Origin of the sequence: Flavobacterium succinicans (genome assembly GCF_001662485.1) — a bacterium.
GTDB classification, from domain to species: Bacteria; Bacteroidota; Bacteroidia; order Flavobacteriales; family Flavobacteriaceae; genus Flavobacterium; species Flavobacterium succinicans_A.
On record NZ_JMTM01000017.1, the window covers coordinates 151,066 to 173,285 of the forward strand.

21 protein-coding genes are annotated in these 22,220 nt (G+C 34.2%); 17 read left to right on the forward strand and 4 right to left on the reverse strand.

Annotated elements, in window-relative coordinates; genetic code table 11:
• Positions 1 to 42: 42 nt before the first annotated feature.
• Positions 43 to 456 (reverse strand): type II 3-dehydroquinate dehydratase, encoded by a 414-nt coding sequence (gene aroQ, locus FLB_RS02855; RefSeq protein ID WP_064714451.1) that lies wholly within the window; start codon positions 454 to 456, stop codon positions 43 to 45.
• 74 nt (positions 457 to 530) lie between these two features.
• Positions 531 to 1,094, reverse strand: coding sequence for a porin family protein (locus tag FLB_RS02860; RefSeq protein WP_064714452.1), 564 nt, complete (start codon positions 1,092 to 1,094; stop codon positions 531 to 533).
• A 315-nt stretch (positions 1,095 to 1,409) separates the two neighbouring features.
• Between FLB_RS02860 and FLB_RS02865 the strand changes: the two genes are divergently transcribed.
• From FLB_RS02865 to FLB_RS02885, 5 genes are all read left to right on the forward strand, one after another.
• Positions 1,410 to 2,018: an outer membrane beta-barrel protein gene (locus tag FLB_RS02865; protein ID WP_064714453.1), complete on the forward strand. Its 609-nt coding sequence runs from the start codon at positions 1,410 to 1,412 to the stop codon at positions 2,016 to 2,018.
• Positions 2,019 to 2,353: 335 nt separating this feature from the next.
• Positions 2,354 to 2,926 carry an outer membrane beta-barrel protein gene (locus tag FLB_RS02870; RefSeq protein WP_064714454.1) on the forward strand — a complete coding sequence of 191 codons (573 nt, stop codon included), beginning with the start codon at positions 2,354 to 2,356 and terminating at the stop codon, positions 2,924 to 2,926.
• Positions 2,927 to 3,250: 324 nt separating this feature from the next.
• Entirely contained in the window at positions 3,251 to 3,745 is a 495-nt protein-coding gene (locus FLB_RS02875; protein WP_064714455.1) for a hypothetical protein, read from the forward strand.
• A 74-nt stretch (positions 3,746 to 3,819) separates the two neighbouring features.
• Entirely contained in the window at positions 3,820 to 4,731 is a 912-nt protein-coding gene (locus FLB_RS02880) for a site-specific tyrosine recombinase (RefSeq protein WP_064714456.1), read from the forward strand.
• A gap of 81 nt (positions 4,732 to 4,812) precedes the next feature.
• Complete coding sequence (locus FLB_RS02885; protein WP_064714457.1) at positions 4,813 to 6,339, forward strand: PAS domain-containing sensor histidine kinase; 1,527 nt, start codon at positions 4,813 to 4,815, stop codon at positions 6,337 to 6,339.
• A gap of 214 nt (positions 6,340 to 6,553) precedes the next feature.
• On the opposite strand, the gene FLB_RS02890 is transcribed toward FLB_RS02885, so the two are convergent.
• Both FLB_RS02890 and mmsA read right to left on the reverse strand, forming a co-directional pair.
• A complete protein-coding gene (locus FLB_RS02890) occupies positions 6,554 to 7,891 on the reverse strand; it encodes an aminotransferase class III-fold pyridoxal phosphate-dependent enzyme (RefSeq protein ID WP_064714458.1) in 1,338 nt (445 codons plus the stop codon).
• 199 nt (positions 7,892 to 8,090) lie between these two features.
• Positions 8,091 to 9,548, reverse strand: coding sequence for a CoA-acylating methylmalonate-semialdehyde dehydrogenase (gene mmsA / locus FLB_RS02895; protein WP_064714459.1), 1,458 nt, complete (start codon positions 9,546 to 9,548; stop codon positions 8,091 to 8,093).
• 236 nt (positions 9,549 to 9,784) lie between these two features.
• On the opposite strand from mmsA, the gene FLB_RS02900 reads away from it, so the two are divergent.
• The 12 genes from FLB_RS02900 to FLB_RS02955 all read left to right on the forward strand — a co-directional run bounded on the left by FLB_RS02900 (position 9,785) and on the right by FLB_RS02955 (position 22,182).
• Entirely contained in the window at positions 9,785 to 11,311 is a 1,527-nt protein-coding gene (locus FLB_RS02900) for a Na+/H+ antiporter NhaC family protein (protein ID WP_064714460.1), read from the forward strand.
• A gap of 10 nt (positions 11,312 to 11,321) precedes the next feature.
• Entirely contained in the window at positions 11,322 to 11,969 is a 648-nt protein-coding gene (locus FLB_RS02905) for a GNAT family N-acetyltransferase (RefSeq protein ID WP_064714461.1), read from the forward strand.
• A 48-nt stretch (positions 11,970 to 12,017) separates the two neighbouring features.
• The gene (locus FLB_RS02910) at positions 12,018 to 13,361 is read left to right on the forward strand and encodes an aspartate aminotransferase family protein (protein WP_064714462.1); all 1,344 of its coding nucleotides are present in this window, start codon (positions 12,018 to 12,020) and stop codon (positions 13,359 to 13,361) included.
• Positions 13,362 to 13,707: 346 nt separating this feature from the next.
• Positions 13,708 to 15,342 (forward strand): amidohydrolase, encoded by a 1,635-nt coding sequence (locus FLB_RS02915; RefSeq protein ID WP_064714463.1) that lies wholly within the window; start codon positions 13,708 to 13,710, stop codon positions 15,340 to 15,342.
• A gap of 97 nt (positions 15,343 to 15,439) precedes the next feature.
• Positions 15,440 to 15,925 (forward strand): Lrp/AsnC family transcriptional regulator, encoded by a 486-nt coding sequence (locus FLB_RS02920; protein ID WP_064714862.1) that lies wholly within the window; start codon positions 15,440 to 15,442, stop codon positions 15,923 to 15,925.
• Positions 15,918 to 17,219, forward strand: a complete 1,302-nt coding sequence (locus FLB_RS02925) for an aspartate aminotransferase family protein (RefSeq protein WP_064714464.1) — start codon at positions 15,918 to 15,920, stop codon at positions 17,217 to 17,219. Before FLB_RS02920 ends, FLB_RS02925 begins: the two co-directional genes overlap by 8 nt.
• A complete protein-coding gene (locus FLB_RS02930) occupies positions 17,216 to 17,647 on the forward strand; it encodes a GNAT family N-acetyltransferase (protein ID WP_064714465.1) in 432 nt (143 codons plus the stop codon). Before FLB_RS02925 ends, FLB_RS02930 begins: the two co-directional genes overlap by 4 nt.
• A gap of 9 nt (positions 17,648 to 17,656) precedes the next feature.
• Entirely contained in the window at positions 17,657 to 19,075 is a 1,419-nt protein-coding gene (locus FLB_RS02935; protein ID WP_064714466.1) for an aldehyde dehydrogenase family protein, read from the forward strand.
• 80 nt (positions 19,076 to 19,155) lie between these two features.
• Positions 19,156 to 19,806, forward strand: coding sequence for a GNAT family N-acetyltransferase (locus tag FLB_RS02940; protein WP_064714467.1), 651 nt, complete (start codon positions 19,156 to 19,158; stop codon positions 19,804 to 19,806).
• A gap of 355 nt (positions 19,807 to 20,161) precedes the next feature.
• Positions 20,162 to 20,464 (forward strand): aldehyde dehydrogenase family protein, encoded by a 303-nt coding sequence (locus tag FLB_RS14535; RefSeq protein ID WP_197488927.1) that lies wholly within the window; start codon positions 20,162 to 20,164, stop codon positions 20,462 to 20,464.
• Positions 20,428 to 20,769, forward strand: coding sequence for an aldehyde dehydrogenase family protein (locus tag FLB_RS14320; RefSeq protein ID WP_064714469.1), 342 nt, complete (start codon positions 20,428 to 20,430; stop codon positions 20,767 to 20,769). Before FLB_RS14535 ends, FLB_RS14320 begins: the two co-directional genes overlap by 37 nt.
• A gap of 60 nt (positions 20,770 to 20,829) precedes the next feature.
• Positions 20,830 to 22,182: an NAD-dependent succinate-semialdehyde dehydrogenase gene (locus FLB_RS02955; RefSeq protein WP_064714470.1), complete on the forward strand. Its 1,353-nt coding sequence runs from the start codon at positions 20,830 to 20,832 to the stop codon at positions 22,180 to 22,182.
• Positions 22,183 to 22,220: the final 38 nt, after the last annotated feature.

Consider the following 22,220-nt stretch of genomic DNA (forward strand, 5'->3'; position numbering starts at 1 on the left):
ATCATAAAAACTTGTTAATTTATTATGTTAAATTTCATAAGATTATATTAAAGACTGAATGGCGAGTTCGTAACTTTTTAACCCGAATCCTAGAATGACTCCTTTAGCATTTCCTGAAATATAGGATTGATGTCTAAAACTTTCTCTTGAAAAAGTATTGGAAATATGTACTTCTATGACTGGTGAAGTAACAGCTTTTACAGCGTCGCCAATGCCAATCGAGGTATGGGTATAAGCACCAGCGTTAAGAATGATTCCGTTATAGGTAAATCCAAATTCTTGAATTTTATCGATCAACTCGCCTTCGATATTGCTTTGAAAATAAGAAAACTGAATGTGTGGAAATTTAGCTTTTAAACTTTCAAAATAATCTTCGAAAGTTTCACTTCCGTACACTTCAGGCTCGCGTTTTCCTAGTAGGTTAAGATTTGGCCCGTTAATTATAGCAATTTGCATGATAGTTGTTTTTGGTAAAAATAAAAAAACCGCACTAAATAATAGTACGGTTTTGAAGTTGTTTTTATTATTTATTAAAACATAAATCCTGCAGAAACTTGTACCACAGAATTTTTTGCTTTTGCGCTGGTAGAAACCTCGGTTAATCCCAAACCATAACGCCCTTGAATAAAGAGACTTTTGGTGATTTTAACTCCTAAACCTCCAGCAACGGCAAAGTCAAAAGTTTTGGAATCTTTTAGGTTTACATTGTCTTTCTCGCTTAAAAGGAAAGAAGCTTGTGGGCCTAATTCTAAACTAAACGTATTGTTTAAATAGATTTTTGCCATTACAGGAATTGATAAATAACCTAATTCATTTTTGATTTCTTTAATTGCATTTTTGTAACTAGCTCCTTGCGTAGAATACAATAATTCAGGTTGAACACTAAATTTTTCGGTCAATTTTACTTCGGCTAATACACCAATATGATATCCAGTAATAGCATCAGATTTGTAATTTTCTGTGTTAACTGTAATGTCAGAACCAGTAAGATTTGCATAATTGATCCCTACTTTAGCTCCTAAATGTAATAATTGAGCTTGAGTTGTTAGTGTTCCAAATAAAGCAAAAGCGGCAATAAGAATGATTTTTTTCATTTTCTTTTTTTTAGTGATTGATTATAATGTTAAACTCTTTTCATTTTTAAATATTGTATTTTATAAAACAAAGCGAATAACAAGATTGTTTTGTGCTGCGAAATAACAACATTTTTAAATGCTTTCCAAAGTCAAAATGTTGATTTAACTTGTTAAAATAGGATTCTTTTAATTGTTTTGTAATTAATACCTTATTTTAATTAGTTAGGTTTATGTAAACGTTTGGTAATAAGTTTTTTAAGAGGTTTTTTGGTTTTTTTTAACTCTTTTTTTTTATTAGTTTTGCCAAATAACTTAATAAAAACAAACAAAAAAATGAAAAAAATTATTGTAACTGCTTTGGCAGTATTTGCTTTCACATTTGCTAATGCTCAAGAAAAAAATGAAAATTCTATCGCTGGGTTTTCTAAAGGGGATGTATTTGCAACGGGTTCTATTGGATTGTCTTCTGCTAAAACTGGAGATCTTAAAGATAGTAAGTTTGCATTCGCTCCAAAACTTGCTTTTTTTGTAACTGATAATATTGCAGTTGGAGCAAAAATTGAATTTGGTTCTGAAAAAAAAGAAACTAAAATCGGCTCTGTTAAAACTAAAACTTTAGATAATTCTGTTTTTACAGGGGGTGTTTTCGGAAGATACTATTTCACACCAGCTTCTAAATTCTCTTTATTTGCTAATTTAGGCGTTGATTTTTCTGGAGTGAAAAATAAATTAAATGATACGAAAGCAAAACAATTTGAAGCCACTCTAGGGGCCGGATTTAACGTTTTTCTGTCTCCTAACTTTGCTCTAGAATGTGGTGTAGGTGCACTTTCTTACAAATCAAATGATAATGGAGGAAAAGGAGCTCCGAAAACTAATACTTTTGGATTAATAGGCGGTGAGTGGACAGTAGTTACTTTAGGTCTTAATTATAAATTCTAATTTAGAATTTTAGATTCAATTTTTTAAACCTTCCGTTTACGGAAGGTTTTTTTATGTGTAATTATTTAAGATTCATTATAAATTTTAGCCTTTTTTAAAATAAATTAGTATTATTTATCTTATTAAAATAATTTTTATTTATGTTTTATAAAAAATACCAGTTTTTAGTGAGTAATTTTTTTGTAATCATCTAATTACAACCTTGCTATTTTGTTTGTTTGTTTTTAAAAAACAACTTTTAATTGGGTTTATTGAGTTTTTGTTTTTCTTAACATTTTTTTTATTTCATTTTGAATAAGTAATTTCGGTCAAAATATTATTAAAAACAAACAAAAATGAAAAAAATTATTTTAACTGGTTTAGCAGTATTTGCTTTCACATTTGCTAATGCGCAAGAAAAAGGAAAATTTAGAGTAGGATTAGATTTAGGTTATGCAATTCCATCTGGTGGTGGAGGAGTATTATTTGCTATCGAGCCTAAATATAACATTGCAGATAATATGAATGTTGGTTTGCGTATAGCTGGTGCTGCTATGGCTAAAGAATTTAGCGGTGATGGCGAGTCACTTGAAGCAAAAATTGGAACTAGTGCATCGTATGTAGGTACTTACGATTATTACTTTACTGGTTCTAGTTTTGTTCCTTATGTAGGTGCTGGAGCGGGAATCTATTCTCTTTCAAATGCTGAATTTGATGTTGATGGAATGACTGGAAGTGCAGATCTTGATTCAAAATCAAAATTTGGTGGATTAGTTAGAGCTGGTTTTGAGTTAGGCAAATTTAGAATGGGTGTTGAGTATAACATCGTACCTAAAAGCAAAATCAATAATTCTGATGTAACTGCAAAAAATTCTTATGTTGGTATTCATTTAGGCTTCTACCTTGGTGGAGGAAAATGGAGTAAATAGTAAGTAATTATTATATTAAAACCTCCATTTTGGAGGTTTTTTTATGCGTAATTATTTAGGATTCATTATCATTTTTAGAATTATTTAAAGCAAATTATTACTATTTATCTTGTTAAGATTATTTTTTTTTATGTTTTATAAAAAATACCAGTTTTTAGTGAGTAATGTTTTTTGTAATTAGTTAATAATAAGTTTTTTATAGGTTATGTTGGTTTTATTTTATTTATTTCTAAATATTTTTTTATTAAGCTTTGACTTACTATGACTTTTTTTATCTTCTTTAGAATCATTAGTTTCGCTTCAAATTTATAAAACTAAACAAATATGAAAAAAATTATGTTAACTGCTATAGCAGTATTTGGTTTTGCATTTGCTAATGCACAAGATGGAGGTTTTAAAGTTGGAGCTAATTTAGGATTACCATTAGGTGATATTAAAGATTCATATTCTTTAAATTTAGGCGTTGACGTAGCTTACACATGGAAAGTTTCTGAAAAGTTTGAAGCTGGTTTTGGGGCTGGTTATGCTCACTATTTGGGGAAATCAATAGATTTAGGCATAGCTAATTTTGATATTGAAGATGCAGGATTTATTCCAGTTTATGGAACAGCTCAATATTCGCTATCGGATAAATTTTTCTTAGGATTAGATTTAGGATATGCAATTGGTGTTGCACCTAGTGGTAGTGAAGGTGGATTCTTGTATCAACCTAAAGTTGGTTATTCTTTTGGTAAAACAGAATTGTTTTTAGGATACAAAGGAATTTCTAATAATGGTACATTATCATCTTTAAATCTTGGCGTTGCGTTTAAATTGTAATTCTTTTGTTTTACTATATTAACCTCCCCTAAAAAGGAGGTTTTTTATGCCCTAAAATTGCCTTTCTTTGTAGTATGAGTTGGAGTAATTACATCAAGCAGTTTCAATCTTATTTAAGAATCGAAAGAGGTTTGTCAGCCAATACGATTGCGAATTATACTTTGGATATTGAACGGCTTTGTTTGTTTTTGGCAGAACAAAGAATTCCAGAATCTCCCATTACTGTCACCGATGAAACGGTTCAATTTTTTATCTACGCTGTATCCAAAGAAGTAAATCCGCGCTCACAAGCCAGAATAATTTCGGGGTTGAAAAGTTTTTTTTCATATTTGATTTTTGAAGACTACCGAGTAGACAATCCAATGGAGTTGATAGAATCTCCTAGATTGGGAAGAAAATTACCTGATACTTTATCGGTTGATGAAATTGATGACTTAATTTTAGCTATTGATTTAAGTTCGAACGAAGGTGAACGCAATCGTGCCATGCTCGAAACTTTATACGGTTGTGGTCTTCGTGTCTCTGAATTGGTTGGATTGAAAATTTCTGATCTTTTTTTTGAAGAAGGTTTTATTAAAATTCATGGCAAAGGCAATAAAGATCGTTTTGTACCCATTGGCAAAATAGCACAAAAATATATCACTATTTATAAGGAAACTATTCGAATTCATTTGCCTATCCAAAAGGGATTTGAAGACACTTTGTTTTTAAATAGACGCGGCAGACAATTAACCAGAGCGATGATTTTTACCATTATTAATAGGCTGGCTGACTTAATTGAGCTCAATAAAAAAATTAGTCCGCACACCTTTAGGCATTCATTTGCTACTCATCTGCTTGAGAATGGAGCTGATCTCCGTTCTATACAATTAATGTTAGGACACGAATCCATTACAACTACTGAGATTTATGTGCACTTGGATCGCTCCTTCTTGAAGCATGTGATGCACTCTTACCACCCACGAAATGAAGAACGTAGAGGGTGAGTTTTTTTAACTATATTATTGCTAAATATAAGTTTTGTTAAAACTTTTAGTATTTTTATCCCAATGAAAGAAGCATAACCAATGATATTTGCAAAAAGTCGAAGCCCAGAAGATTTAAATAAACTATACGAAAGTTTAATCAAACAACTTCCTAATATTATTTTTCAAATTCGAGTCAATGCTGAACGACAGATTGCATTCGATTTTCTTAGTAAACCGATTGATTTTTTTAATGAATTTTCATTAAATGAGTTTATAGAAGATTCCTATAGATTGTCTAATTATACTATCTATGAACCAGATTTAAAGGGGTTTATCTCGTCTTATGAGCAGGCGATAACCAATGTAGAAGTTTGGGATATAGAGTTTAGATTGTTATTACCTGATAGTGGATATAAATGGATTCGGATTGATGCTACGCCAAAGAAAAATGACATGGGCGAGATTGTTTTTTATGGTTTAATCTCTGATATTACTGATATGAAAGAGCAAGAGATTAGAATGCGTCTTGCGGATGAGCGTTATCATTTTGCTGTACAAGCATCGGATAGAGGCGTGTGGGATTGGGACTTAGTTACGGGAAAAGTATATTATTCCTCAGAATCCATGAAAATTTTAGAACTGACAGAATCTGATTTAGTGGCCACTCCTGAAGAATGGGACGAACGTGTTCATCCTGATGATCGCGGGGAATATTATGGTAATATAAACCTTCATTTTGAAAATAAAATTCCTTTCTACGAAACGTGTCACAGGGTTTTGTGTAATGGACGTTATAAATGGATTTTGGACCGAGGTAAAGTTATAGAGAGAGATACCGATGGAAAACCGTTACGAATCGTAGGTACGCATACTGATATCTCAGATCAAAAGGAGAAAGAGTTGGAATTGGCTAAAATGCTTGAAATTTTAAACACTCAAAACAATAAGTTACTCAATTTTGCACATATTGTATCTCATAATTTACGTACCCATAGCGGAAATATAAAATCTTTATTGGATTTGCATAATGAAGAATTGCTTTCAGATTCCGATACCTTGAATAATATTCAAATCGTGTCAGATGAATTATTTTCAACTATAGAGAATTTGAATGAGTTGGTCAATATTCACACTGTAAAAGACAAAGAGATTGAGCAATTGAATCTAAATCTATACATCAATAAAGTTTTAGATGTTTTACATGATTCTATAAAACAAAAGGACATTGTTGTACTAAATTATATTCATTGTAGTATAACTATAAATTGTTTGCCTGCTTATTTAGAAAGTATTTTATTGAATATTGTTACTAATGCTATTAAATATTCCGACCAAAAAAAAGTGCCTAAAATTATTTTCACTTCAGATGAAAATGACGATTTTATTATTTTAAGTATAAAAGATAATGGTTTAGGTATTGATTTGGATAAATATAAAGATTCTATTTTTGGCTTGTATAAAACTTTTCATAAAAATACTGATGCACGTGGAGTAGGATTGTATTTAACCAAAAATCAAATCGAAAATATGGGTGGTAAAATTGAAGTAGAGAGTACATTGCATGTGGGATCGACCTTTAAGATTTATTTTAAGAAAAACTCAATACAAGAAGTTGTAATTGATTAATATAGAATTGGTTGTGGAAAATATCAGGCCAATTTTGTTATTTATTTTGCTTGAGTTTATTTACTTAGAATGAAGTAAAAAAAATCTTTAATTTTGGCCTTAAAAAAGAAAACACAAATTGTACTTTTTGCAAAAAAAAGCGCACAATTTGTGTTGGTGAAATTAAACACTACCCTTATAAATAAGTATAGTTTTATCTTCATGATGCTTCCGTTTATGCTTCTAAATGCGTATCTGCAATGGATAAGGCCTCAGAAATTATCGCTAATCCTTCATCTATTTCTTCTTCCGTAATACATAATGGTGGTGCGATGAAAATATAACCCCAACGAACAAAAGTATATAAGCCTAATGCTCTTAATTTTCCTGCAATTAAATTGGTTACTTTCAGATCTTCGCCGCTGGCATTATAGGGCGCAATTAATTCCCCAGTTTTTTTATTTTTTAAAATATCCAAGCACCCCAGTAATCCTGTGTTTCTAAAATTGCCCATGCTAGGATGTTTGGCTCTGAGTTCGTTTATTTTTTGTTCTAAATAAGCACCTTTTTTTATGGTATTTTCAATAAGTTTATCTTCTTCATAAATATTGATAACAGCTAAGGCAGCCGCTAATGCTACAGGATGAGCATTATACGTTAAGCCAATCATCATTGGGGTAGCATCGAATTTTTCTGCAATGGTGTCCGAAACCATCAGACAACCTAAAGGAAGATAAGATGAAGTCAGTCCTTTTGCCATACATACCATGTCTGGAATTATATCATGATTTTCAAATCCGAACCATTTTCCTGTTCTTCCAAAACCTGACATTACTTCGTCTGCAATGAATAAAATACCATATTTTTCACATAACGATTTGATGCCCTTTAAGTATCCTTTTGGATAATGTAAGCATCCTGATGATCCACTTTCTCCTTCAAAAATAAAGGCTGCAATGTTGGTTTTTCCTTCAAAATGGATGATACGTTCAACATATTCTAAGCTAAGTTGTAGTTTTGTGGCTTCATCTAACTCTTTCATTCCGAAGAAGTAATAGGGGTCATCTAGTAATACAGTGTTTGGCATTTGCTGCGTATCATTTGCCAGTTTTCGTGGGTCGCCACCTACAGACATGCCACCAATTGATCCGCCGTGAAAAGCGCGATACCTTCCAATAATTTTATGTCGACCAGTATATAATCGAGCGAGCTTAATGGCATTGTCTACAGAGGAAGTCCCGCATAAAGTAAAAAATGCTTTGTTGAGATTTCCTGGACAAATACTTGCTAATTTTTTGGCTAGTTTAGCTCTCACTTCGGTTGTACAACTTGGTGTTACAAAACTTACTTTTTGCATTTGTTCAACGACTGCCTCAGTAATTCTTTGGTCTCCATGACCTATATTTACTGACATTAAGCCTGATGAAAAATCAATTATTTTGTTTCCATCGTAATCGTATAAGTAAACACCATTTGCTTTTTCTATGGCTAGTGGGTTGAGGTTGCTTTGCGCTGACCATGAAAATAAACTATATTGTTTACTGTCATTTATGATTTGTTCTTTAGTAAGCATCTTTAAAATTGGTTTGTATTAATAGTGGTTAAAATTTAGTGTCGAAAATCTGATGTAAATCGACTAATTGTTTGGATTATTTTTGGTTACAGTGAATAAAAATAAAAGGAGTAACTGTTCTAAATGAATCATTAGTAGCATTTTTATTACTCTTACTTAATTGAAATCTAGGGCAAATTTAGGGTTAGGTGAATCCATCTTAGCTCATCCAGTTAATTCCGGCTTCAGGATTCCATTTGGTGGTAGTTTTTTTCTCTTTTGTAAAAAAGCCAATCGCACTTTTTCCAGTGATATCGCCAGAACCAAATCGAGATTCATTCCATCCTCCAAAACCAAAAGGCTCTCTTGGAACAGGGACTCCAATATTTACTCCACACATTCCAGCTGAAGCATTCTCAGTTACATAATTGGCTAAACCTCCGCTTTGTGTAAATACAGAACAAGCATTACCATAAGGATTTGCATTCTCGATTGCTAATGCTTCGTCAATGGTGTCTACACGAACGATAGCTAGTACAGGTCCAAAAATTTCTTCTCTTGCAATTTTCATATAGGCTGAGGCATGATCTATTATTGTAGGACCGACATAAAATCCATTTTCTTTTCCAGGAACAATAGTATTGCGTCCGTCTAAAATGATTTTGGCACCTTGTTGTTCCGCTTCAGTGATATAGGCTTCAATTCTGTCTTTGGCTTCTTTAGAAATAACTGCTCCTAAAGTTGTACCACATTGAATTTTTTGTGCATCATCAATTAATTTATCAAGGACAGCATCGCAATTTCCAACTGCAAGTAAAGTCGCGGCAGCCATACATCTTTGTCCTGCACAGCCACTCATAGAGGCCACGATATTAGACGAAGCCATTTCTGGATGTGCATCTGGTAACAAAAGGATGTGGTTTTTTGCTCCACCAAGCGCTAATACTTGTTTCAAATTATGGCTTGCTCTTTGATAGACAATCTTGGCTACTTTTGTAGAGCCAACAAAAGTAACTGCTTGAATTCCTGGGTGATCACAAATGTTTTCAACAGTAGCTTGAGTTCCATTGATGATATTGAATAAACCATCGGGAAGTCCAGCTTCTTTTAATAATTTGGCCGTATATTGACTACTTATAGGCACAGCTTCAGAAGGTTTTAAAATGAAAGCATTACCAAGAACAATAGCATTTACAATAGTCCAATGAGGTACCATAGTTGGAAAATTAAAAGGAACAATAGAAGCAACAATTCCTAATGGTACTTTTGTTGAAGAACAAAATACGCCTTTGCTTACCTCCATGTTTTCACCATTTACGAACTGTGGTAATGAGCAAGCAAATTCTGTTAACTCGATTGCTTTATCTATTTCTGCTTTGGCTTCACTATGTATTTTTCCGTTTTCTCTGTATATAATTTCTGTTAATTCTTCACTGTTCTTTTCTAATAATTGTTTGTATTTATAGAAAATTTGAGCTCTTTCTTTTAAAGTGACTTTTTGCCATTCTTTTTGTGCAATTTGAGCTGCTATGATAATTTTATTTAAATCCTCCATAGTAGACTCATTGAAAGTAGTTAATTCCTTACCGTCCAAAGGGGAAATAACAGCATGTTTTTTTGTAGAACTACCTGGGGTAAACTCCCCGTTTATAAAGTTTTTTACTTCGTTAAATGACATAATTTTGACTTTTAAATTTTTTCAAATATACAATATTCTGTAAAAAAACAATAAATATTTTTGTGAGTAATTAAAATATTGTTAGATTTACAAAATAATCGTATACATATTGAATTATTTACAACTAATGATTGGTTAGAAATAAGCCACTATATATAGGTTGTTGATTTAAAGAATAACCACTTTAAATTGATGAATTAACTAAATCCAAAAACCAAACTAAATCCATTAAGTTTATGAAATCAATATCCGTTATTATTGGTGTAGCCTTGTTATTACTGGCTATTCTTTTTTATTTTATTCATTGGCATGCTCTTGTTCCAGCATTTACAGTACTAGGTGTAGCTATGATCACTCGTAAAGCATTAGAGCCTTTAATTATAGGGTGCGCTATCGGATTTGCATTATTAGCTCAACATGGAGGATCAGAGACCTATTTTCCAGAAGGAAAAGGAATGATTTTTCCATTGAATATGTTTGATGGCATGTTTACATCAATTGCTAGAGACGCACATGATCAGGGACTAATATGGGTGATATTAGTCTGTATTTTATATGGTGCATTTGTTCAATTGCTAAGTGCTTCGGGAGGAATCAAAGCTGTTGGTAGGTATTCTGAGAATCACGTAAAAAACAAAAAGCAATCTTTAATAATGACTTATTTTTTGAGTTTTTTCTTTTTTCTTGATGATTATTTAAGCGCACTGTCTGTTGGAAATACGATGAGACCTATTACCGATAAATTTGGGGTTTCTAGAGAAAAATTAGCTTTGGTATTGACCATGGTTTGCGTACCTTTTACTATTATTTTTCCTATTTCGACATGGACAATTTTTTACGGTACACAAATTGTCGCTATTGATGGCGGCGTCTTAGATGGGGCAGGAGTAGCTATAACTAATCCTATTCAAGCATTTATGGGGACAATTCCTTATAATTTTTCAGCTTGGATTTCATTGATGGTTGGTGCCTTGATTGTTTTTCAATTAATACCAGATTCTAAAGGAATTAGAGAAGCTGAAGCAAATGTTAAACCAATTGGTTCTGAAACCATTAAAGTTACAAAGCCAAATGCAAAACAAGGTAGATTAATCTATTTTATATTACCCATTTTTGTTTTAATCTGGTGTACGGTATTTCCTTATCCATTTGATATGGATTATTGGGGAAGTTTTGAATTTTCAACAGAATACATTTTCGGAAGTATAGATGCTTTGCGTGGTATTGTTACAGCTGTTGTTTTTACCTATTTATATTTTTTACTTTTCAAAGTCATTAAATTCAATAAAATATCTAAACATTTTGTTTTGGGTTTAGAGACAATCACTTTTGTATTGACTGTTTTAGGTTTTACTTATTTATTGAAAGATGTACAAAATGCATTAGGTTTCAATGAATTTGTTGTCGAAAAATTGCAAGGAATTGTATGGTTGAATGGCCCCACATTGCCTGTTATTGTCTTTACTTTAGTCGCTTGGATTTGTTGGGCAACTGGATCTAACTGGGGTATTTATGCAATTTTGGTTCCAACAACAGCTTTGTTATCGCATACTTTAGGCGCTAATTTTTGGTTGGTTCAAGGTGCATTGGCCTCTGGAACAGTTTGGGGAGCTGCTGCATGTTTCTTCTCAGATAATAGAGTATTAACAGCACAATCTTGTAAAGTAAACATGATGCAACACGGTATCTCTCAATTTCCCTATCAATTGATAATATTTGGAACTTCGGCGGTGTTGTATCTTATCGCAGGATTTGTTTTATAAATGAAGTAGTATGGTTTTGAAAAATGTTTTACATAATGAATTTGTGACTCGAAATGCAACTCCAGAAGATGCTATTCAAATGGAATATGTGCAATCAAAATGCTATCCTACTTTGCATGAATCTGAAATATTAGTTAGAAATCATTTTGCAAATCATATTAAGGTCTTTCCAGAGGGCCAAATCGTAGTAGAAAAGGACGGAATCATTGTGGCTTCTGCAAGTTCATTTCGATGTAATTTTCCAGAACACGATAGTACTTTTTTAGAAGAGACCGATAATTTATGGATTACGAATGTACAAATTCCTGATGGAGAATGGATGTACGGAATAGATATGGGAGTTTTGCCAGAATATAGAGGGTTAGGTCTTTCAAAAGAGATGTACAAAGCTAGAAATGAAATATGTGCAGCCTTAGGTTTGAAAGGACAAATAATTGCTGGAATGACAATTGGTTATGGCAAAGTAAAAGACCAAATGACTATTGAAGAATATTGTAAAAGAGTGATGAACGACGAAATAATAGATCCTACCATTACGCCACAACGTAGTGCAGGTTTCCGGTGGATTCGGCCTTTATACAATTACATTAATGATGCTGAATCGGGTTTTGGCAGTATTTTGATGTATAAACCAGTTGATGAAAATTTTTATCTGTAGAAATAAAAGAATAAAAAAAAAAGAAAAAATAAAATACAATACAATACAATGAGAACTCAAATTAAAAAAGTATCAGAAATCCCTGGTCCAAAAAGCAAAGTAATATTAGCAAGAAGAGCCGCAGCTTTACCAGCTGGTCTAGGCAAATCTACCGAAGTGGTAGTTGAAAAGGCTGAAGGAGCTTTAGTATGGGATGTTGATGGGAATCAATTGATTGATTTTGCAGGAGGAATCGGAATGGTAAATTTAGGTCACAGACCGCAAGTGGTAATTGATGCGGTGAAAGATCAACTCGATAAATACATTCATCCAGGTGCTCTTGTTACAACTTTTGAACCTTATTTGGAATTTGCCGAATTGTTGAATAAAATAACGCCAGGTGATTTTCCAAAAAAGACTTTGTTGGCAAATTCAGGTTCTGAGGCGGTAGAAAACGCTGTAGCAATTGCAAGATATTATACCAAAAGACCAGCAGTAATTTGTTTCGAAGGAGCTTATCACGGTCGTACAATGTTAACGTTAAGCTTGACGAGTAAATATGGTTTATTCAAAAAAGGTTTTGGAAGCTATGCTCAAGATATTTATCGTTTTCACTCTCCAAATGTGTATAGAAGACCGAATAGCATGACAGAAGAGGAGTATATTGATTTTTGTATCGAACGTTTTGATCAAAATTTAATTTCTCATGTTGATCCGTCTGCTGTTGCAGCTATCATCATTGAACCTGTTCAAGGGGAAGGCGGATTTATTCCTGTACCAAAACGTTTCTTAGAAAAAATCAGAAAAGTGTGTGATGACCACGGAATTGTTTTTATTGCTGATGAAGTTCAAGCTGGAGCAGGTAGAACAGGAAAATTCCTTTCTATTGAGCATTCTGGAGTAATTCCAGATATTGTTACTATGGCAAAATCAATAGGTTCAGGATTGCCAATATCTGCCATTACTGGAAAAGCCGAAATTATGGACGCCCCACACTTAGGAGGAATTGGTGGAACGTACAGCGGAAGTCCAATTGCTGTTGTTGGAGCATTAGCAACAGTAAAAGAAATTATCAAGCCAGAATTTTTGGATCGTGCGACACATGTGGGTAAAATTATTACCGATAGAATCAACGCCATGAAGGAAAAATTTAGTGTGGTTGGCGAAGTTCGTGGACTTGGAGCTATGCTTGTAGTAGAATTTGTAAAAGACAGAACAACCAAAGAACCCGATATGGATTTTGCAATGGCGGTTATCAAAAAGTCCGTATCCAATGGTTTGATTTTAATTAGAGCAGGATTGTATACCAACTGTATTCGTTTCTTACCTCCAATTGTAATTACAGATGAACAATTGCATGAAGGTCTTGATGTAATCGAAGAAGCAATTCAGGAGGTGTTGAACGAAAGATAAGCCCCCTAACCCCCGAAGGGGGAACTAGCAATATTGAATTAATTTTTTTTGGTTCTACCCTCAACTGTGTGGGTAAATACACAAGAAAAAAAAGAACCATATAAGGTGTGTAAGTTCATATATGATTACAAAAAATGTATCATTACCTATATTAAATGTAGGTCTATTAATTCGTTGTAGTAGGGATAGTAAGAGTTGTGTAAGAAATAAGATGGGTATGTTTATCAAACTTAAATGACCTTAAATGCCTTAAATGGTTCAAAAATAGAAGTTGCTTGTGTTAGAATAAAACAATTTAAAATAGTAAAACCCACACCATTCAGGGTAGAACCAATTTTTTTAACTCGTGAAAAATTTAAATAAAAATACTGACTTTTCTGCTCCCCTCTTCTTTGGAGAGGGGTCGGGGGTGAGGATTATACATAACGCCGTAATTATTACTATGGATGATGCTTTGGCTAAGGCAGATGCTATGGTAATAAATGATTTGGGAAAAATTGAAGCCATTGGTACAGCAACCGAACTTAGAAATCAATTTGGTTCCTTTAAAGAAGAAATTGATTTTCAAGGAAAAGTAATTATTCCAGGACTCAACGACGCCCATATTCATGTTTGGAAAATTGGACATCTTCGTACCTATATGTTGGATGTTCGAGGCATAAAATCTATAGTAGAATTCAAACAAAAACTAAAAGATTTTGCTGCTAAAAATCCAAATTCAGAATGGATTATGGCTCGTGGTATTAATGAAATGGTACTCGAAGAAAAAAGATTGCCAACTAAGGAAGATTTGGATGAAGTAATTACAGATAGACCCGTTTTTGTAATAAGAACCTGTGCTCATATTGGGATTGCCAATTCCAAAGCAATAGAAATTTCGGGAGTGAGTGAAGCTACCGAAGTTCCTTTTGGAGGTGAAATTCGCAAAAATCAAGACGGCAGTTTACAGGGAATTTTCACCGAAAGAGCGTTGGGGTTAATTATGAATCATATTCCGCCTTTTACTTTCGAGGAGTATAAAAATATGATTCTCGAAGCGCATGATTATTTGTTAAGTCTTGGAATTACAAGTGCTACAGATCCTGCGGCCAACGAAGAACTACTTGCAGCCTATATACAATTGGATGCAGCAGGTTTGCTGAAAGTGAGAATGAATGTGTTTCCGCTTCGAATTCCAGATGGAAGTGATGAAATTCAAGTGTTACCTGAACGATATGAATCAGAATTTTTACAAATAAAAACCGTAAAGTTCTTTTCGGATGGCGGCTTGAGTTCGGCTACGGCTGCTCTGAATGTTCCTTATAAAAATACGGATGGTTACAAAGGTGTATTGCGATTGGATTATGATAAGTTTTATGATACGGCCAAAGAAGCGGTCGATAAGGGTTTCTCTGTCGCAACGCATGCCATCGGTCATCAAGCAATAGATTTGACATTGAAAGTGTACAGTGATTTGTTCGAAATTGATCCTACTTTAAGACACAGAATTGAACATGTTGGTTTTTTATCCCAAGATAATATAAATGATTTCAAACGAATGAATATGACCGCTGCCATGCAACCCATATTTATTTATGAGTTGGCCAATAATTTCAAAAATACGTTGACCGATGAATTATTAGAGGTGGTGTATCCATGCAAAACCGTTTTGGATAACGGAATAAATTTGGCATTATCTACCGATGGGCCAGTGGTAAAGCAAATAAATCCTTGGGTAAATATTGAAACAGCGATTACCCGAAAAGCAGCGGATGGTTCAGTCATTGGCAAAAACCAGAAAATTACTTTGCAACAAGCATTATATGCCTATACGCAAGGGAGTGCTGTTGCAGATAATTTGGAGAATGTAAAAGGAAGCTTAACGGTGGGCAAATTTGCTGATTTTATTATTTTAAATAAAAACCCTTTCGAGTTAGAAGATGTTTCTGATGTTGAAACACTAGAGACATGGGTTTCTGGGAAATTGATACACAAAAAATAATTTTGTTTTTGAAAATAAAACCAAAAAATTGATTTTTATTGTAAATAAATTAATTACTTTTGGGTTATTATTAAAAATTTACAAAAATTACTTTAAAATGAGTGTATTAGACGACGAATTGGATTTTCAGATTTTGACATTATTACAAAAAGATGGCCGAATGTCATTTACTGAAATTTCAAAGGAAATTAATGTTGCAGTAAGTACCATAAGACACCGTTATATCAATTTGGTAGAAGATGGGACATTAAAAATTATTGGTAGAATTGATCCCAACAAAATTGGATTTAATGCCTATGCGAGTATTTTGATTTCTGTCAAACCCAAAACCTTTATGAATTCTATTTTTGAACAATTAGCTAAATTACCTGAGATTAGTTTTTTAGCCTCTGTTTCTGGTGATTTCGATATTGAAGCGAATGTAATGTGCCGAGGTATGGAACATTTGAATGAATTAATTGGTGATAAAATTCATGTTTTGGAAGGTGTTTTTGATACCAAAACCAACATGTATATGAAAATATACAAATTTGCACAACCTGATTTAGAATTAGCAAAATTATCAAGCAAACAAAATGAATAATACAGATAAATTATACGAAAGAAGAAAGAAAAGTGTACCAAACGCTTTGGGTATTTTTAATCCATCGAGTATTCAGTCGGCCAAAGGTGCCATAATTATTGATGCAGACGGTAGAGAATTGATTGATTTTGCAGGAGGAATCGGTGTGAATAATGTAGGACATGGCGTTCCAGAAATTATTGAAGCCATTCAAAAACAAGCCGAAAAATTTATTCATGCTTCCTTTAATGTTTCGGTTTACGAGCAATATTTGGATTTGACTGAAAAATTATGTGAACTACTTCCTCACGGAGAAGCTACCAAAGCAATGCTTACATTATCTGGAGCGGAATCAGTAGAGAATGCTATCAAAATTGCGCGAGCGGTAACCGGAAAATCAGGAGTTATTTGTTATGATGGATCTTTTCATGGACGCACCATGATGGCAATGACGTTGACATCCAATGTGAAATACAAAGAAGGAGCAGGACCTTATGCCCCCGAGGTATATCGATTGGAATACCCTTACTACAAACCGAGCATGAAGAATAGAATGACTCAAGATGAGTTTGATGATTTGATGATTATGAAGTTGCATAAAACTTTTTCATCAACAGTTTCTATCAGTCAAACGGCAGCAATTATTTTAGAATTGGTGCAAGGAGAAGGTGGGTTCACGGTGGCTTCCAAAAAATACGTGCAGTATTTACGTAAGTTTTGTACCGAAAATAATATTGTCTTGATTTTTGATGAGGTACAATCAGGTTTTGGGCGCACCGGAAAATGGGCGGCTTATGAACATTATGAGGTAACACCAGATTTGTCTACTTGGGCAAAATCAATGGGTGGCGGAATGCCGATTGGTGCTGTAATCGGTAAACAGGAAATTATGGATGCCATAAAACCTGGACTTATTGGAGGAACCTATTTGGGAGGTCCCCTAAGCTGTGTGGCTTCTTTGGCAAGTATCAATTATATGCAAAAAAACGATATCAATGCCGCAGGTAAAAAAGTTGGCGAAATCGTGCATAATAAATTCAAATATTTACAATCGTTATATCCAGAAACGATAACTGATGTTCGTGGATTAGGAGCCATGTTGGCTATAGAATTTACCAATCCAAAAACTGGAGTTCCAGATGGTGTGGCCACAAAAGCAATTGTTGATAGATGTTTGGCCAATGGATTAATTGTCATTACATCTGGAACCTACGGGAATTGTATTAGAATTTTGAGCCCTTTGTTTATTGAAGATGATGTGTTGCAAAGAGGATTAGAAATTTTAGAACAAACTATAAAAGAAATAATATCATGAGCGGCGTTAAACAGGCTTCGCTTTCTGACATAGCTATTTTAATTCCAGCATTATTAGAATTAAGAACGAATAGGACTGAAGCTGAGTTACACAATTTATTGAAAATTCAACTCAGTTCAGGTGAGTATCAGGTGTATTATATTGGCAACAGCACTATGGCTTTTGCAGTTGCTGGAGTTAGAACGCTAAATTTTTTGCATAGCGGAAAAACGCTTTATATTGATGATTTAGTAACTCATTCAAGTTATAGAAATCAAGGCTTTGGAAGTCAACTTTTAGATTTTATTAAACAATTTGTTAAGGAAAATAATTATGAACATTTGTCCCTAGATTCAGGTTTTCAAAGAAAAGAGGCTTATCGGTTGTATCTAAATGCTGGATTTGAAGTCGCCTCATTGCATTTTGGACGAAATGTAAAAGAATTATAATAAATAGAGATGAGAAAACAATATATAAATGGAGATTGGTGCGACGCAATAGACGGCGCAAAATGGGAGTTACAAAGTCCATCGACTGAAGAAATTCTGGATAAGGTTCCTTTTGGTAATGCATCCGATTGTCGTTTGGCCATAGCTGCTGCCAATAGTGCTTTCAAGACATGGAAAAATACAACGCCTTATTATAGAGCCGAGTTTCTAAAAAAAGCGGCCAATTATATGAGGGAAAATGTTGAAGCTTTTGCCCAAGAAACTGCTTTAGAAACAGGAAAACCCATGCTCGAGGCAAGGGGAGAATGGCAAGTTTCAGCCAACCTTTTTGAATGGTACGCAGAAGAAGGAAAACGCAGTTACGGAAGGGTTATTCCTTCGAGTAGAATAGACAAACGTTCGATGGTAATCTATCAGCCGATGGGTGTTGTTGGAGTCATTACGGCTTGGAATTTTCCTGCGTATAATCCGGCAAGAGCTGTAGCAGCAGCATTGGCAGCAGGTTGTACCGTTGTAATGCGCGGTTCCGAATTTACTCCATTGTCGAGTTTTAATATTGCAAAAGCTTTGCATGAAGCAGGAATCCCAAAGGGAGTGTTTAATTTAATTAATACCGAACCTGTCACTTCGGGTGCGGAAATGATTGAAAACCCTTTGTTGAAAAAAATAAGTTTCACTGGGAGCACTCGTGTTGGAAAAATATTAATGGACGGTGCTTCAAAAACAGCTACCAAATTGTCGCTGGAATTGGGAGGAAATGCCCCTGTTATCATTGATAAAGATGTTGATGTAGAAGTAATTGCGCATCAGGCTTTGGTTGCCAAATTAAGAAATTGTGGGCAAGTTTGTGTTTCGCCACAACGTTTTTATGTGCATTCTAGTATTTTCGATCAGTTTGTTGCCATTGTAAAAGAAGATATTTCGAAACTACAAACCGGAATCAATGGTGGCGAAATTGATTTTGTTGGGCCACTGATTAATAAAACCCAACAAAACCATTCTTTGGCGATGCTAGAAAGAGCAAAATGTGAGGGAGCAATTATTCATATTGGTGGAGAAAAAGCAGCGAAAGGTTTTTTTGTGCATCCGGCCTTAATCGAAGCAAAACAAACGCAAACATTTATCAAAACAGAAGTGTTTGGTCCCTTAATGATTGTAATTCCTTTTGAAACCCAAGAAGAAGTAATCGAATGGGCAAATGATACAGAGTATGGTTTGGCCTCTTATGTCTTTACCAATCATCTTAAAAATGCAAATTTTTATGCCGAAAATCTAGAATTTGGAATGGTTGGAATCAACGAATGGGCGGCACATGGCACTGAATTGCCTTTTGTTGGAATAAAAAGCAGTGGCATTGGTCACGAATCAGGAGCTGAAGGATTGAAAGAATATTTGGAAATGAAATTGATAAGTTACGGGAATATGTAGTCTTTAGCCCTCTAGGCGGTGCATAAAGACAAAAAATAGAATTAGTATTAATCTTAACACCCTTTTGGGGCTAGAGGGCTATGAAAAAAGAAATTTTAGGTAAATACATTTTACAAACAGCTACACCAGAATACGCAAAACAAGAAGCTGAACTTCAAAAAATTGTTTTTCCAACATTGTCAGCTGAAGAATTGATGACAGAAGAACAATACTTGCGACACATGGAAATTTTTCCCGAAGGTCAAATGATTGTTTTAGATGGTGATAGAGTAATTGCTGCCACTACAACTTTACAGCAAAATTATCACAAAGGACATCATACCTTTCTTGAAATATCGGATAATTTATGGTTGGGAACACATGATCCAAAAGCAGATTGGTTATATGGATTGGACGTTTCAGTACACCCCGATTATCAAGGAAAAGGAATTGGGAAGCAAATCTATAATGCACGTCAAGAGGTAGCAAAAGAATTGGGTTGCTTGGGGCAAATGACTGCTGGAATGCCAATTGGTTTTGATAAAGTGAAAGACCAAATGACCATCGCTGAATATTGTGACAAACTCATAAAAGGAGAAATCATTGATCCAACTGTTACAGCGCAAACCAAATGCGGATTTATTTTGGTAGAACCGTTATTTGATTATTTAGACGATCCAAGGAGTGGTAACTGTTCAGTTTTGATGTATTGGCCATTAGATCCAAGAACAAAATTGAGTGAGTATCATTAATAGATTATCACTTGCCTTTTTTTTATGTCTAGTTCAAATTGTAAACGCTTAAATTATATACTAACCAAAAAACCAACCCCTATGAAAAAAATAATAGTATCATTAATCATACTAATCGGTATATTTTCAAACTGTGGTAAAAAATCCAAAGAAATGCTGTTTAACTCAGATTCTGCATTAGAAATCTATTACAACTAAATACTTGTTCTTCTTCAAAGGCAAGAACTTACTCCAGTTTTTATATTCAAAAATATTTCTTCTTCAAAAATAGCCTGCGAGCTTTTGCATTTATAGAATAATGCAGTTTCGTTACAAAATCTTATGCGGGTTCTGGGTTTTAAGTATTTTTTTTAAGATGATAAATGGCGTTGCTTTGAATATTTTGGATTGCGAAGGGTATAATTGTGGTGTTGTAATTAGAGCCAAAAAAATAAAAGTGGGTGACGGGAGTGATGCCGAGAACACAATGGGACCGGTTGTTTCTCAAGCTCATTTTTACAAAATTAGAACCTACATCGAAATAGGAAAAGAGGAAGTAAAATTAGTCTTTGGAGGCAATACAGATGATAGCAAAGGGTTTTTTTTATTGAACCAACTATTTTTACTGATGTCACTCCAAATATGCGAATCGCCAGTGAAGAAATATTTGGCCCTGTAGTAGCATTATTAAAGTTTTCTACCGAAGAAGAGGCTATTGCAATAGCCAATGATACAGAATATGGTTTGGGGTATGACTTATTCACGCAAGATGTAACAAGGGTGCATCGGGTAATGCCAAAAATTAGAGCTGGAATTGGCTGGGTCAATTTTTATCATCCTACCTTCAACGAAATGCCTTGGGGCATCTATAAAAAATCAGGAACAGATAGAGAACTAGGATGGTATCAATTTTTATCTCGATGTAAAACAAGTCAATATCCTAGATACGGATCTAGTGGGATGGTATTAGAAAATAGGCAGTAGCCGGTTTTTAGTGTTCAGTTCGACAACTTTAAACTTTTAAACTTTAAACAAAAAAATAAAATGATATTCAAATCTATAAATCCGTTTACACAAGCAGTTATTGCGGAGCATGAAGTTGTAACTGATGCACAATTGACTCAAAAACTGCAGTTATCGGAATCGGCTTTCAAGCACTGGCGGACTACGTCTTTTCAAGAAAGAGCCGATAAAATGAAAAAGCTGGCCAATATATTAAGGAGCAAAAAAGACGAATTGGGCTTGCTAATTACCAATGAAATGGGTAAAATTTTAGCCGAAGGAATCGCTGAGGTAGAAAAATCTGCAGGGAATTGTGATTTTTATGCCGAGAATGCTGAAAGAATGTTGAGAGATGAGCGGTATGACACGCCTTTCAAGAGCATGTCCGTTTATGATCCTTCTGGGGCTGTTTTTGCGATTATGCCTTGGAACTACCCTTTCTGGCAAGTATTGCGTTATGCTGCTCCAGCAATTATGGCTGGGAATGTCACCTTATTGAAACATGCTCCAAATGTAATTGGTTGTGCCAAAGCCATCGAAAAAGCATTTTTGGAAGCTGGTTTTCCAGAAGGCGTATTTCAACAAATAAACATTGATATTCCACAAGTTGAAAGGGTTATTGCTTCTGATATTGTGTCTGGAGTTACGTTAACAGGTAGTGAAATGGCAGGTTCTTCAGTAGCGGCATTAGCTGGAAAACATATCAAAAAATCGGTATTAGAATTAGGAGGATCAGACGCTTTTATCGTTTTGAATGACGCCGATTTGGAAAAAGCCACAACGGTAGCCACTCAATCAAGAATGTTAAATGCTGGTCAGGCTTGTATTTGCGCCAAACGGTTTATTGTTACTGAAAAAGTTGCAGATGAATTTGCTGCTTTGTTTGCTCAAAAAGTAAGTGCGCTACAACAAGGAAATCCATTAGAAAGTGGCATTCACATGGGACCTTTAGCTAGAATTGATTTGGCTGAAAAATTGAGTTACCAATTGGAACATTCTCTAAAGCAAGGTGCCAAAATAGTGGTGGGAGGAGAACGAGAGCATTGCAATTTTCAGCCCACACTAATTGATTTTGTGGATGCAAATAATATTGCTTTTCAGGAAGAAACTTTTGGACCATTGGCTACAATTATTAGGGCTAAAGACGAAAATGATGCAATTGCGATTGCTAATAATCATCGATATGGTTTGGCAGCTGCCATTTGGACAGAAGACAGGGAAAAAGCTTATACATTAGCGAGAACCGTAGAAGCAGGTAATGTTTTTGTGAATTCGCTAGTGCGTTCGGATTCTAGAATTCCTTTTGGAGGAATCAAAAAATCTGGTTACGGAAGAGAATTATCCGAAATAGGAATCAAAGAATTTATGAATATGAAATCTGTGATTATTGAGTAAAATAAGGTGTAGTTACGTCAAATAAAAAAACCAAAAAA

Excerpts from the sequence above, each read along its gene's own strand:
- aroQ (WP_064714451.1), bottom strand. The coding sequence starts at position 456 with ATGCAAATTGCTATAATTAACGGGCCAAATCTTAACCTACTAGGAAAA.
- FLB_RS02860 (WP_064714452.1), bottom strand. The coding sequence starts at position 1,094 with ATGAAAAAAATCATTCTTATTGCCGCTTTTGCTTTATTTGGAACACTA.
- FLB_RS02865 (WP_064714453.1), top strand. The coding sequence starts at position 1,410 with ATGAAAAAAATTATTGTAACTGCTTTGGCAGTATTTGCTTTCACATTT.
- FLB_RS02870 (WP_064714454.1), top strand. The coding sequence starts at position 2,354 with ATGAAAAAAATTATTTTAACTGGTTTAGCAGTATTTGCTTTCACATTT.
- FLB_RS02875 (WP_064714455.1), top strand. The coding sequence starts at position 3,251 with ATGAAAAAAATTATGTTAACTGCTATAGCAGTATTTGGTTTTGCATTT.
- FLB_RS02880 (WP_064714456.1), top strand. The coding sequence starts at position 3,820 with ATGAGTTGGAGTAATTACATCAAGCAGTTTCAATCTTATTTAAGAATC.
- FLB_RS02885 (WP_064714457.1), top strand. The coding sequence starts at position 4,813 with ATGATATTTGCAAAAAGTCGAAGCCCAGAAGATTTAAATAAACTATAC.
- FLB_RS02890 (WP_064714458.1), bottom strand. The coding sequence starts at position 7,891 with ATGCTTACTAAAGAACAAATCATAAATGACAGTAAACAATATAGTTTA.
- mmsA (WP_064714459.1), bottom strand. The coding sequence starts at position 9,548 with ATGTCATTTAACGAAGTAAAAAACTTTATAAACGGGGAGTTTACCCCA.
- FLB_RS02900 (WP_064714460.1), top strand. The coding sequence starts at position 9,785 with ATGAAATCAATATCCGTTATTATTGGTGTAGCCTTGTTATTACTGGCT.
- FLB_RS02905 (WP_064714461.1), top strand. The coding sequence starts at position 11,322 with ATGGTTTTGAAAAATGTTTTACATAATGAATTTGTGACTCGAAATGCA.
- FLB_RS02910 (WP_064714462.1), top strand. The coding sequence starts at position 12,018 with ATGAGAACTCAAATTAAAAAAGTATCAGAAATCCCTGGTCCAAAAAGC.
- FLB_RS02920 (WP_064714862.1), top strand. The coding sequence starts at position 15,440 with ATGAGTGTATTAGACGACGAATTGGATTTTCAGATTTTGACATTATTA.
- FLB_RS02925 (WP_064714464.1), top strand. The coding sequence starts at position 15,918 with ATGAATAATACAGATAAATTATACGAAAGAAGAAAGAAAAGTGTACCA.
- FLB_RS02930 (WP_064714465.1), top strand. The coding sequence starts at position 17,216 with ATGAGCGGCGTTAAACAGGCTTCGCTTTCTGACATAGCTATTTTAATT.
- FLB_RS02935 (WP_064714466.1), top strand. The coding sequence starts at position 17,657 with ATGAGAAAACAATATATAAATGGAGATTGGTGCGACGCAATAGACGGC.
- FLB_RS02940 (WP_064714467.1), top strand. The coding sequence starts at position 19,156 with ATGAAAAAAGAAATTTTAGGTAAATACATTTTACAAACAGCTACACCA.
- FLB_RS14535 (WP_197488927.1), top strand. The coding sequence starts at position 20,162 with ATGATAAATGGCGTTGCTTTGAATATTTTGGATTGCGAAGGGTATAAT.
- FLB_RS14320 (WP_064714469.1), top strand. The coding sequence starts at position 20,428 with ATGCGAATCGCCAGTGAAGAAATATTTGGCCCTGTAGTAGCATTATTA.
- FLB_RS02955 (WP_064714470.1), top strand. The coding sequence starts at position 20,830 with ATGATATTCAAATCTATAAATCCGTTTACACAAGCAGTTATTGCGGAG.